Consider the following 13,103-nt stretch of genomic DNA (forward strand, 5'->3'; position numbering starts at 1 on the left):
ATCCGAGCGATCGATGGCACGCACCCGCCACACCGCAGCGGGAATCCCCCCGCATTCCCGCCCTGCGACGGTGCCGGCTGGAATGGACGATTGCCTCCCGGGCCCCACCTCGTGCATGCCTCATCCAGATCCGAGCGCGCGCCGCCACGACCCGACCCGGATCTCTTCGCCGCCTGGAGCCTGCCCGTGACCGTCCCGAATCCGCGCCAGCCCGACCACGACATCGATCCGCTCTTCATCGAGCGCTGGTCGCCCCGTGCCTTCACGGGCGAGGCCGTGCCGGAATCCGAGCTGCTGCGCATGATCGAGGCCGCGCGCTGGGCGCCGTCCTCCTACAACTCCCAGCCCTGGCGCTTCGTCTACGCCCTGCGCGGCACGCCCGACTGGGAGACCTTCCTCGACCTGCTGGTGCCGGGAAACCGCAAGTGGGCGGAAGGGGCCGGCGCCCTCGTCATCCTGGTTTCGAGCAAGCTGATGAAGACCGGCGACGGGCTGAAGCCCTCGGCGAGCCATTCCCTCGACACCGGAGCCGCCTCGGCGAACTTCCAGCTCCAGGCGATCCGCCAGGGCTGGCACGTGCACGGCATGGGCGGGTTCGACAAGGAGCGCTCCGTGACCGTCCTCAACGTGCCGCCGGACCATCAGGTCGAGGCGGCTTATGCGGTCGGGCGCGCGGCGAATCCGGCCGATCTGACCGAGGAGCAGCGCGCCAAGGAGGTGCCGAACGGCCGGCGCCCGATCACCGACTTCGCCTTTGCCGGTGCCTTCAAGGCCCGCGAAGCCTGAGTCGTCCGCCGTGTTGAGGCCCGCCCCCGACTATGCCGGGCTCGTCGCCGGTTTCGCCTGGGACATCCCGGAGCGGTTCAACATCGGCGTCGATGTCTGTGACCGCTGGGCCTTGCGCGAGCCCGGCCGGGTCGCGATCCAGGAGGTCGTCGGGACGCGGGTCTCGGAGGTCACCTTCGGCGCATTGCGGGAGGGCTCCGACCGTCTGGCCGCCGGGTTGCGGGCACGGGGCGTCGTGCCGGGCGACCGGGTCGGCGTGCTGCTCCCGCAATCGGCCGCCGTGGTGATCGCCCATGCGGCCGCCTACAAGCTGGGGGCGATCGCGCTGCCGCTCGCCGGCCTGTTCGGGCCGGATGCCCTGCGCTACCGCCTGACCGATGCCGATGCCCGCGTCCTGATCACCGACGGGGCGGGCCTCTCCAAGATCGAGGCCCTCCGCGCCGACCTGCCGGCGCTGGAACTCGTCGTCTGCGTGGACGGCGCGCGCGGCGAAGTCATCGGCCACGAGGTTCTCGGCTACGAGGTTCTTGGCTATGAGGACTTGCTCGCCGAGGCGCCGGACGGCTTCGTGGCGGTCGACACCCGGGCCGACGATCCCGCCCTGATGATCTACACCTCCGGCACCACCGGGCCCGCCAAGGGCGCACTGCACGCCCACCGGGTGCTCCTGGGGCACCTGCCGGGCTTCTGCATGATGCACGACTTCCCGCCCAGGGCCGGGGACCGGATGTGGACGCCGTCCGACTGGGCCTGGGCCGGCGGCCTCCTCAACGCGACGCTGCCGAGCCTGCATTTCGGCATGCCGGTGGTGGCCTGTCCGACGTTCCGGTTCGAGCCGGACGCCGCGTTCCGGCTGATCGCCGAGCGGGCGGTCACCCTCGCGTTCCTGCCGCCCACGGCCCTGCGCATGCTGCGCGGCGTCGCCGATCCGCGCGGGCGCTTCGACCTGTCCCGCCTGCGCAACATCGCCTCCGCCGGCGAAGCCCTGGGGCCGGAAACCTTCGACTGGGCCCAGCGCGCGCTCGGTCTGACCATCGGCGAGGCCTATGGCCAGACCGAGTGCAACCTCGTCCTCGCCGCCTGCCGGGCGGCCGGGGTGGCCCGGGCCGGTTCCACCGGACGCCCGGTCCCGGGGCACCGGGTCGCGATCCTGCGGCCGGACGGCAGCGAGGCCGCCGTCGACGAGCCCGGCGAGATCGCCATCGCGCGGCCCGACCCGGTGATGTTCCTGCGCTACTGGAACCAGCCCGAAGCGACGGCGAAGAAGTTCTCCGGCGACTGGATGCTGACCGGCGACACCGCCCGGCGCGACGCCGACGGCTACGTCCACTTCGTCGGGCGCGAGGACGATCTCATCACCTCGGCGGCCTACCGCATCGGTCCCACCGAGATCGAGGATTGCCTCGGCGCGCATCCGGCCGTGGCCCTTGCCGCCGCGGTGGGCAAGCCTGACCCCCTGCGCACCGAGATCGTGAAGGCCTTCGTCGTCCTGCGTCCGGGCTTCACTGCCTCCGACGCGCTCGCGGCCGAGATCCAGGCTTTCGTGCGCACGCGCCTCTCGGCCCATGAGTACCCACGCGAGATCGCGTTCCGCGACAGTCTGCCGATGACCACCACGGGCAAGATCATCCGGCGCGCGCTGCGCGACGAAGCGTGAGGCCTATCGAACCATGAGGCGGTAGCGCGCACGGCCGACGTTTCCCCGCGGATCGACGAGTTCGATCGAGAATTCGTCCGGTCCGGTATAGCCCGGCGTCGCGGTGTAGAAGACCAGGGTGGCGGGCCGCTTGCGGGTGTTGCAGCGCGCGCGGACGTTGAACATCGAGAAGTTCGGGAAATCCTCTCCCTGGCCGATCTGGACGTGGCCGTCCTGCGGCGGATCGATGAGGCTGACCGTGAACGGGCCGAGGGACCGGCAGGTCGGATCGAGCGACGAGAACGACCCCACGATGAGCCGGCTGCCCGACAGCACGACTTTTTCGAAGGTAGCCATGCGCATCGGGGTGGCCTGGGCCGCGTCGATCGGGGCGAAACCGAGGGCGATGGCCAGGACGAGGTACCGGTTCATGCAGTGACGCTCCGCTCTTGGTACGCGTGCGCCGGAGCATGCGCGAATCGTGTCCGGGCGTCAGACACAACCGATCCGGATGGATGCACGTTGAGGGTGATTTGTCATGTGGTGTTGGCGATCAGTAAGGGAAGCGCCGCTTGGAACGGTTCGCATAAAGACATCTTTATATCTTGATTGCCTCCGGTCCGGTGCCCTGCTATAGGCCTCGCCGAGACGCAACGAGAGACGGAGCGAACCCCCATGGCCCAGACTTCCCCGGCCCAGGATTACATCGTCAAGGACATCGGCCTGGCCGATTACGGCCGCAAGGAGATCTCGATCGCCGAGACCGAGATGCCGGGCCTGATGGCCACGCGCGAGGAGTTCGGTCCGTCGCAGCCGCTGAAGGGCGCGAAGATCGCCGGCTCGCTGCACATGACGATCCAGACGGCCGTGCTGATCGAGACCCTGAAGGCGCTGGGCGCCGACATCCGCTGGGTCTCCTGCAACATCTACTCGACCCAGGACCACGCCGCCGCCGCCATCGCCGCCGCCGGCATCCCGGTCTTCGCCATCAAGGGCGAGACGCTGGAGGAGTACTGGGACTACACCTCGAAGCTGTTCGACTGGCATGACGGCGGCATGCCGAACATGATCCTCGACGACGGCGGCGACGCCACCATGTTCGTACACCTGGGCCTGCGCGCCGAGAACGGCGACACCGCCTTCCTCGACAAGCCGGAATCCGAGGAGGAGGAGATCTTCTTCGCGCTCCTCAAGAAGAAGCTCGCCGAGAAGCCGAAGGGCTGGTTCGCCGGTCTCGCCGACTCGATCAAGGGCGTCTCCGAGGAGACCACCACCGGCGTGCACCGCCTCTACAACCTCGCCAAGGAAGGCAAGCTGCTCTTCCCGGCGATCAACGTGAACGACGCCGTCACCAAGTCGAAGTTCGACAACCTCTACGGCTGCCGCGAGTCGCTGGTCGACGGCATCCGCCGCGGCACCGACGTGATGATGGCCGGCAAGGTCGCCATGGTCGCGGGCTTCGGCGACGTGGGCAAGGGCTCGGCCTCTTCGCTGCGCCACGCCGGCTGCCGCGTCCTCGTCTCCGAGGTCGATCCGATCTGCGCGCTCCAGGCCGCGATGGAAGGCTACGAGGTCGTGACGATGGAGGACGCCGCTCCGCGCGCCGACATCTTCGTCACCGCCACGGGCAACAAGGACATCATCACCATCGAGCACATGCGGGCGATGAAGGACCGCGCCATCGTGTGCAACATCGGCCACTTCGACAACGAGATCCAGGTCGCCGGCCTGAAGAACCTCCAGTGGTCGAACATCAAGCCGCAGGTGGACGAGATCACCTTCCCCGACGGCCACCGCATCATCCTCCTGTCGGAGGGACGCCTGGTGAACCTCGGCAACGCCACCGGCCACCCGTCCTTCGTGATGTCGGCCTCGTTCACCAACCAGACCCTGGCCCAGATCGAGCTCTGGACCAACCCGGGCAAGTACGAGAAGCAGGTCTACACCCTGCCCAAGGCCCTCGACGAGAAGGTCGCGCTCCTCCACCTCGAGAAGATCGGCGTCAAGCTCTCCAAGCTCCGTCCCGACCAGGCCGCCTATATCGGCGTCTCCGAGAACGGCCCGTTCAAGCCCGACCACTACCGCTACTGAGATCGCTCCGGCGCCCCGCGCGGGGCGCCGAAACGAAATCCGATCGCCTTCCTGCGAAGCCCGGCCCCCGTGCCGGGCTTCCGCGCGTTCGGGGGCGGCCCGCACGCCGACACAGTGTGGCTTTTCTGCGCTCCTGCGCGGCCATCGCCTGCGAAGCCTCTAAAGTTAAGCTTAACCCTCTTCCGGGACGATTCCGCCTCGCGCTAGTGTGGGCTGATTCCTCAGATGGAGTGGCTCGCAGCCGGCCTCCGGCCGGTTGCGGGATGGGCGCCTTTCGGCGTCTCATCGAAGATTCGTGGAGGCGGGACGGATCATGAGGGTCGAACGAACGGCGCGCGCCCTGCTGTGCGCCGGCTCTCTCGTCGTCGCCGTCGCCGGTCCTCCGGCGCGGGCGGCCGCGACGGGAATGGATGCCAGCGCTGCCGTCTCGGGATTCGGGCAACACACGCACAACGCCGCCGGTCTCGCCATCCTGATCGGCCTGACGGTGTTCTCCACCATCGTCGCCCTGCTGCACATGCGCGAGCGCAGCCGCTGGACCCGGCGCGAGCGCGACCTCGTGACCGAGCTGTCGGCCCTGCGCGAATCGCACGATCGCGCCGAGATGCTGCTGAACGCCGAGCGCCAGGTCCTGATCACCTGGTCGGGCCGCGGCGCCCCGACCATCGAGGGTGATCTCGGCCTCATCGATGGCCGGCGCGCGCCCGGCGAGGCCGATCTCGGCCTGCCCGCCTTCGAGACCTGGCTGCATGCGGTCGACGCCGATGCCCTGAACTCCGCCGTCGAGGCGCTCCGCGCCCGCGGCGCCGGCTTCCGCCTGAGCCTGCGCACACAGTCGGGCCGCTTCATCGACGCGCACGGGCAGGCCCTGTCCGGCCGCGCGATCCTGCGCCTGCGCGAGACCACGGACGAGAAACGCGAACTCATCGACCTGCGTCTCACCCTGTACGAGGCCAAGCGCGGTCTCTCGGCACTCGGCAGCCTCCTCGACGCGATCCCGCAGCCGGTCTGGCGCCGCAATCGCGACGGGGCGCTCGCCTGGGTCAACCTCGCCTATGTCGCGGCGGTGGAGGCGGGCACCCGGGAGCATGCCCTCGAGGGCGGCGTCGAACTCCTCGACCGGCAGGCCCGGGACCTCATCGCCCGCGACGAATCCGGCCGTCTGGCCGCCGGGGGCCGCGTGCCGCATCGCCTCTCCGCCGTGGTGGCGGGCGGCCGGCGCACCCTCGACGTCACCGAGAGCGCCATCGAGACCGGCCGCGTCGGCATCGCCGTCGACGTCTCGGAACTCGAGAGCGTCCGCGCCGACCTGCAGCGGCAGATGGATGCCAACGTCCGCACCCTCGACCAGCTGCCCACCGCCGTGGCGATGTTCGACGCCCGCCAGCGCCTGATCTTCCACAACGCCGCCTATCGCCAGCTCTGGGACCTCGACCCCGCCTTCCTCGACGGCCGTCCCCTCGACGGCGAGATCCTCGACCGGCTGCGCGCCGCCCGGAAGCTGCCCGAGCAGGCCGACTTCAAGTCCTGGAAAGCCGACGTGCTCGCCGCCTACCGCGCCGTCGAGGCCAACGAGGCCTGGTGGTACCTGCCCGACGGGCGCTCCCTGCGCGTCGTCGCCGATCCCAATCCCCAGGGCGGCCTCACCTACCTGTTCGACGACGTCTCGGAGAACATGAAGCTCGAGTCCCGCTACAACGCCCTGATGCGGGTGCAGGCCGAGACCCTCGACACCTTGAAGGAGCCCGTGGCGGTGTTCGGCGCCGACGGCCGCCTGACCTTCGCCAACCGCGCCTTCGCCACACTGTGGCGCCTCGACCCCGAGACCCTGCGCGAGCGCCCCCGGGTCGATGCCGTCATCGCCGCCTGCCAGACCCTGTCGCCCGACGAGGATCCGTGGATCGACATCCGCGGTGCCATCACGGGCCTGGAGAGCCGCGCCGGCCTGACCTGCCGCCTGGAGATCGTCGACGGCACCGTGCTCGACTGCGCCGCCCAGCCGCTGCCCGAGGGCGCGACGCTGCTCACCCTCATCGACGTCACCGCCAGCGTGAACGTGGAGCGCGCGCTCACCGACAAGAACGACGCCCTGGAGCGCACCTCGCAGCTGCGCGACACCTTCGTGAACCATGTCTCCTACGAGCTGCGCTCGCCGCTCACCAACATCATCGGCTTCACCCAGCTCCTCGGTGACGAGACGGTGGGCGCCCTGAACGAGCGCCAGCGGGAGTATTCCGGGCACATCATGCGCTCGTCCGGCGCGCTGCTCGTGATGATCAACGACATCCTCGATCTCGCCTCCATCGACGCGGGCTCCCTCGAACTCACCCGCGAGGTGGTCGACGTCCGCGCCACCGTCGACGCCGCCGTGCGCGGATTGGAAGACCGTCTCGCCGACTCCGCCATCGCCCTGGACCTCGACGTGCCCGACGACGTCGGCAGCTTCGTCGCCGACGGCAAGCGCGTCCGCCAGATCCTGTTCAACCTGCTGTCGAACGCCGTCGGCTTCTCGGCACCGGGCCAGCAGGTCCGCGTCGAGGTCCGCCGCAACGCATCGGAACTCACCCTGGCGGTGGTCGACCAGGGCCAGGGCATGCCACCCGAGGTGGCCGCGCGGGTCTTCGACCGGTTCGAGAGCAACACCCTCGGCACCCGCCATCGCGGTGTCGGCCTCGGCCTTTCCATCGTGCGCTCCTTCGTGGAACTGCACGGCGGGCGCGTCAGCCTGGAATCGGCCCCCGGCGCCGGTACCCGCGTCACCTGCACCTTCCCGACCACCGAGCCGACCGCGCGGCGGGATGCCGCCGAATAGGGGCTCTGGCCCGGGAGCGTCCCGATGGACCCTTCGGTCTGTCCGCGATTTGGTTAAGGATGCTCCGGTATGACAGCGGGGCTCTGCGCGAACCGGATCCGGCCGCGGCGGCGCACGGCCATGGAGGAATTGGGCGTTGAACGAGGATGGTGCCGACACGCCCCAGCGTGAGGTGAAATCGGCCTGGGAGATCATGCTCCCGGAGGAGGGCGCCACCGAGGATCTCGGCCGCTTCCTGGCGGGGCTGCTCGTGCCGGGCGACATCGTCGCCCTGTCCGGCGGCCTCGGCGGCGGCAAGACCACCCTCGCGCGTGCGCTGATCCGCGAACTCGTCGGCGACCCCGACCTCGACGTGCCGAGCCCGACCTTCACGCTGATCCAGCCCTACGAGGCGGCCGACGGGCGTGCCATCGTGCATGCCGACCTCTACCGCCTGCGCAGCCCCGACGAACTCGTCGAGCTCGGCTTCGACGAGATGGCCGAGACCGCCATCACCCTGGTGGAATGGCCCGAGCGCCTCGGGCTCCGCGACGCCCCGATGCTCACCGTCGACCTCTCCCTGCGGGCCGAGTTCGGGGACGGCGCCCGCTTCGCCCGCATCGACGGCAGCGGCGGCATGGCCGCCCGGCTGAAGCGGGCGCGCGCCCTGCGCATCCTCCTCGTCCGCAGCGGCTGGGACGAGGCCACCCGCCTCAACATGCAGGGCGACGCCTCCTCGCGCGCCTACGAGCGCCTGGTGAAGCCGGACGGCAAGAGCGCCGTGCTGATGATCTCGCCGCCCCGCGCCGACGGCCCGCCGGTCCGCAACGGCCGCCCCTACAGCGCCATCGTCAAGCTCGCCGAGAGCGTGCACGCCTTCGTCGGGATGGATCGCGGCCTGCGCGCCCTCGGGTTCTCGGCGCCCCGCATCTACGGCGAGGACCTCGCCGAGGGCCTGCTGATCCTCGAGGACCTCGGCTCCGAGCCGGTGGTCGACGCCAACGGGCCGCGGCCCGAGCGCTACGCCGAGGCGGTGCGCCTCCTCGCCAAGCTCCACGCCACCGAGTTGCCGGGCGTCCTGCCCGTGGCGGACGGCATCGACCACGTCCTGCCGCCCTACGACCTCGAAGCCCTGGTCTTCGAGACCGAGTTGCTGCCCGACTGGTACTGCCCGGCGATCCGGGGCGCCGAGCTGCCCCACGCGGCCCGGTCCGAGTTCGTGGCCCTGTGGGCGGAGGTGCTCGACAGCATCAAGCCCGCCCGCCCGACCTGGACCCTGCGGGACTACCACTCGCCCAACCTGATCTGGCTGCCCGAGCGCGAGGGGCTGGAGCGCATCGGCGTCATCGACTTCCAGGACGCGGTCCTGGGCCACCCTGCCTACGACGTCGCCTCGCTTCTCCAGGACGCGCGGGTGGACGCGACCGCCGAGTTCGAGCTGCGCCTCCTCGGCCTCTATGTCCGCGAGCGCCGGGCTCGCGAGCCCGACTTCGACATGCAGGCCTTCGCCCGGGCCTACGCGGTGCTGGCCGCCCAGCGCGCCACCAAGATCCTCGGCATCTTCGCCCGCCTCGACCGGCGCGACGGCAAGCCGGCCTACCTCGCGCACCTGCCGCGCATCGAGGGCTACCTGACCCGCAACCTCAACCACCCGGCCCTGACCCACCTGCGCCTCTGGCACGAGGCGCACCTGCCGCACCTCGTGCCGAAGGCCGCGGGCGAGCCGTCCGAGGGCGCCTGACGATCCGCGATGCCCGCGGGGACGCTGCCGGAGGGCAGCCACGCCCGCCCGAGACCTCTTCGACGAGACCAAGCCGCCATGTCCGATACAGCCCCCATCACCCGCGCCTTCGTCCTCGCGGCGGGTCTCGGCAAGCGCATGCGCCCGATCACCGCGACGGTGCCCAAACCCCTGGTGGAGGTGGCGGGCCGGGCGCTCCTCGACCACGCCCTCGACCGGGCGGCCGAGGGCGGCATCACCGAGGCGGTGGTCAACGTCCACTACCTCGCGGACCTGATCGAGGGGCATGTGCGCAAGCGCCGGGCCGCGCCGGCGATCGTGCTCTCGGACGAGCGTGACGTCCTGCTCGAGACCGGCGGCGGCGTGAAGAAGGCCCTGCCGCTCCTCGGCGACGACCCGTTCGTGGTCTTCAACGCCGATTCGTTCTGGCTGGAAGGCCCTGAGTCGAATCTCGGCCGCCTGATCGCCGCCTGGGACCCGGCGGCGATGGACATCCTCCTCCTCGTCGCACCGACCGCGACCAGCCTCGGCTACGAGGGCAGCGGCGATTTCGTGATGGATTCGTCCGGGGCCCTGGAGCGCCGCGGCGAGCGCGAGGTGGCGCCCTTCATCTATGCCGGCGTCGCCATCCTGAAGCCCGGCCTGTTCGCCGGGACCCCCGAGGGCGCCTTCTCCCTCAACCTCCTGTTCGACCGCGCCATCGCGGCCGGTCGCCTGCACGGCCTGCGCCTCGACGGGCAATGGCTCCACGTCGGCACGCCGGAGGCGATCACGGCGGCCGAGGCCCGGGTGAAGTCTACCGCGCCGACGCCCTGAGGGCCGATCGGCGATTCGGCAGGGCGCCGCATTCCAGGTCACGGGATTTGGTGGCATGGAGAGTGGGATGCCGACCTCAGACGTCCCGACCGCCCACGTCTTCTCGATCCCGCCCGGCGCGCCCTTCCTGCCGACCCTCGCCGACGCCTTGATTTCCGGGCGCCTCGTGGGCGCGATCGGCGACGATCGCTTCGCGCTCGCCTCCGTCACCGTCTACCTGCCGACGCAGCGGGCGGTGCGGGCGCTGGCCGCGATCCTCGCCGCGCGCCTCGGCCAGGCGGCCCTGCTGCCCCGGATGGTCCCTCTCGGCGAGGCCGACGAGGCGGAGCTGGACCTCGCCGCCAACCCGCTCCTGGAGAACGGCCCCGATCTCCTCGCACCGGCGATGCCGCCCCTGGAGCGCCGGCTTATCCTCGCCCGGCTCGTGCAGAGCTGGGCCGAGGCGGTGGACCGTACGCTGCTGCCCATCGACGACGACGTGCCCTTCCTGGTTCCGTCCTCTCCCGCCGACGCGATCGGGCTCGCCGCCGACCTCGAGCGGCTGATGGACGCGCTCACCGTCGAGGGCCTCCCCTGGGCCGAGATCGGCGGCGCCGTGGAGGCCGAGTACTCGCGCTATTTCGGCCTGACCCTGGACTTCGTGAAGATCGCCGCCGAGGCCTGGCCCAAGATCCTCGCCGAGCGCGGGATGAGCGACCCGGTCTCGCGCTCGCGCCGCCTCGTCCTGGCCGAGGCGGACCGGCTGATGCGCGACCGGCCTGCCGATCCGGTGATCGTGGCGGGTTCCACCGGCTCGGTGCCGGCGACCGCAAAGCTGATCGCCGCGGTGGCCGGGCTGCCCCGCGGCGCCGTGGTGCTGCCAGGCCTCGACTCCGAACTCGACGCCGCCGGCTGGGACGCCATCGAGACCGGCGAGGGGGTGTCGCGCGAGATCGCGCATGGTCACCCGCAGGCGGTCCTGCATCGCCTCCTCGGACCCGCCGGTCTCGATCGCGACCGGGCACAGGTGGCGACCCTCGGCGAGACCTCTGCCGAGGCCCAGGCCCGCTTCGGCCTGCTGTCACAGGCCCTGCGCCCGGCCGAGACCACCGAGGCCTGGGCCGCCCTCGACCCCGCCGACCGGGCCCGCCTGGCGGAGGAGGGCATGCAGGGCCTGGCCGTGGTCGAGGCGAGCGACGAGCGCGAGGAGGCGCTGATCATCGCCATCGCCCTGCGCGAGACCCTGGAAGCGCCGGGCGCGACGGCGGCCCTGGTGACCCCGGACCGCGCCCTGGCCCTGCGCGTCGCGGCCGAACTCGCCCGCTGGGGCATCGTCGCGGAGGATTCCGGCGGCGAGGCGCTGTCGCGCAGCCGGGCCGGGCGGCTGGCCCGTCTCGCGGCCGAGGTGGCGGCCGATCTCCAGCCGGCCCGGCTGATCACGCTCCTGTCCCATCCCTATGTCCGGCTCGGCCTGCCGCGCAGCGACGTGGTCCGGGCCGCCGCCGCCCTGGAGATCGGGACCTTGCGCGGGCCCGCCCCGGCGCCGGGCTTCGACGGGCTGCGCCAGGCCCTGTCCGACCAGCGCACCGCGACCGGGCGCCGGCCCCGGGCCAAGCGCCGCCTCACCGAACGCGACTGGGACCTCGCCGCCGGTCTCCTCGACCGGCTGGAACTGGCCTTCGACAGCTTCCTCGACGCCGATCACCGCGGTGTCGGCAACCTCGTCGCCTATGCCGCCTGCCATCGCGCCACCTTCGATCGGCTGATCGACGCGGCCGAGGGCGAGGCCGTCGACGACGCCTCCCTGGGCGTCCTCGATACCCTGTTCGACGACCTGGAGATGGCCGAGCCCGGCCTGCTGCCCGGCCGCTTCGGCGACTACCCCGCCTTCTTCACGGCGCTCGCCCGCGAGCGGCTGGTCGCCTGCAGCGACGGGCGCCCGCATCCGCGCCTGCGCATCCTCGGCCTGCTGGAGGCGCGGCTGATGAGCGTCGACCGGGTCGTGCTCGGCGGCCTCGACGAGGGCGTCTGGCCGATGCAGACGACCACCGACGCCTTCCTCAACCGGCCCATGCGCGAGCGCATCGGCCTCAACCCGCCGGAACGCCGGATCGGCCAGAGTGCCCACGACTTCGTCCAGGCCCTGGGCCACCACGACGCGCTCGTCACCCGGGCGGCCAAGCGCGAAGGCGCGCCGACCGTGCCCTCGCGCTTCCTGCAGCGCCTGCGGGCCTTCACGGGCGACGCCTGCTGGAACCGGGCGCTCTCCGCAGGGCGACGCTTCTCGGCCTATGCCGCCGCCCTCGACCAGGGCACCGGCCCGGCGCAGGCCCGCCTGAAGCAGCCGCGGCCGAAGCCGGATCCGGCGCTGTTTCCACGCTCCTTGAGCGTCACCGAGGTCGAGACCCTGGTGCGCGACCCCTACGTGATCTTCGCCCGGCACGTCCTCGGCCTCGATCCGCTCGATCCCGTGGCGGCCGAGCCGGGGGCCGCCGACCGCGGCACGCTGATCCACGAGATCCTCGGCCAGTTCGCCCAGGACCATCCCGAGACGCTGCCCGAGACGGCGGTGGAGCAGCTGCTCGACCTCGCCCTCAACGCCTTCCGGCCGATCTCCGACACCTATCCCGAACTCTACGCTGAGTGGTGGCCGCGCTACGAGCGACTGGCGGCGCACTTCCTGGCCTGGGAGACGGAGCGCCGGGCGCAACTCGCCCGGGTGCACCCGGAGATCTCAGGCAAGTGGGTGATCCCGATGGGCGGCGAGAGCTTCACCCTGCGGGCGCGGGCCGACCGGATCGAGCGCCGCCGCGACGGCGGGGCCTGCATCGTCGACTTCAAGACCGGCCTGCCGCCGAGCAACAAGGAGGTCTTCGCCGGCTTCTCGCCCCAGCTTACCCTGGAGGCGGCCATGCTCATGGCGGGGGCCTTCGACGGCTTCCCCGCCACCACGCTGACGCCGGACCTCCTCTACGTCCACGCCTCGGGCGGCCGCAAACCCTTCGAGCCCCTGGCGGTGAAGCCGCCACGGGGCGACGCGCGCGAGGTCGCCGCCATCGTCGAGGAGCACGTCGCGCGCTTCCGTGGCCTCGTCGCCCGCTTCCTCACCGGCGAGGCCGCCTACACCTCGCGGCCCTACCCGAAATACGCCAAGTCCTACGGCGACTACGACCACCTCGCCCGGGTGCTCGAATGGTCGCTCGGCGGCGAGGGGGAGGGATGACAGGCCACGAGGCAACAGGTCGGATCAAGCTCTTGACCGA

General features: G+C 71.3%; 8 protein-coding genes. 7 read left to right on the plus strand and 1 reads right to left on the minus strand.

Translation table 11 applies throughout. The features are described 5' to 3' along the window. The first annotated feature begins 186 nt into the window (after nucleotides 1–186). On the plus strand, nucleotides 187–786 hold the full coding sequence (locus AC1MGR_RS04935; RefSeq protein ID WP_108038348.1) for a nitroreductase family protein: 600 nt from the start codon (nucleotides 187–189) through the stop codon (nucleotides 784–786). Nucleotides 787–796: 10 nt separating this feature from the next. Then, the gene (locus tag AC1MGR_RS04940) at nucleotides 797–2,443 is read left to right on the plus strand and encodes an AMP-binding protein (protein ID WP_480233850.1); all 1,647 of its coding nucleotides are present in this window, start codon (nucleotides 797–799) and stop codon (nucleotides 2,441–2,443) included. 3 nt (nucleotides 2,444–2,446) lie between these two features. Here the strand turns inward: AC1MGR_RS04940 and AC1MGR_RS04945 are convergent, their stop codons facing one another. Then, entirely contained in the window at nucleotides 2,447–2,854 is a 408-nt protein-coding gene (locus AC1MGR_RS04945) for a hypothetical protein (RefSeq protein WP_108038351.1), read from the minus strand. Nucleotides 2,855–3,097: 243 nt separating this feature from the next. Between AC1MGR_RS04945 and ahcY the strand changes: the two genes are divergently transcribed. From ahcY to addB, 5 genes are all read left to right on the plus strand, one after another. Continuing rightward, nucleotides 3,098–4,513 (plus strand): adenosylhomocysteinase, encoded by a 1,416-nt coding sequence (gene ahcY / locus AC1MGR_RS04950; protein ID WP_108038353.1) that lies wholly within the window; start codon nucleotides 3,098–3,100, stop codon nucleotides 4,511–4,513. A 313-nt stretch (nucleotides 4,514–4,826) separates the two neighbouring features. Then, a complete protein-coding gene (locus AC1MGR_RS04955) occupies nucleotides 4,827–7,325 on the plus strand; it encodes a sensor histidine kinase (RefSeq protein ID WP_480233851.1) in 2,499 nt (832 codons plus the stop codon). Nucleotides 7,326–7,518: 193 nt separating this feature from the next. Continuing rightward, nucleotides 7,519–9,045, plus strand: coding sequence for a tRNA (adenosine(37)-N6)-threonylcarbamoyltransferase complex ATPase subunit type 1 TsaE (tsaE, locus tag AC1MGR_RS04960; RefSeq protein ID WP_480234723.1), 1,527 nt, complete (start codon nucleotides 7,519–7,521; stop codon nucleotides 9,043–9,045). 78 nt (nucleotides 9,046–9,123) lie between these two features. Then, entirely contained in the window at nucleotides 9,124–9,861 is a 738-nt protein-coding gene (locus tag AC1MGR_RS04965; RefSeq protein ID WP_480233852.1) for a nucleotidyltransferase family protein, read from the plus strand. Between the two features lie 67 nt (nucleotides 9,862–9,928). Next, nucleotides 9,929–13,063: a double-strand break repair protein AddB gene (addB, locus tag AC1MGR_RS04970; protein WP_480233853.1), complete on the plus strand. Its 3,135-nt coding sequence runs from the start codon at nucleotides 9,929–9,931 to the stop codon at nucleotides 13,061–13,063. Nucleotides 13,064–13,103 lie beyond the last annotated feature (40 nt).

The sequence above is a fragment of the Methylobacterium sp. BI1 genome, from assembly GCF_056680125.1.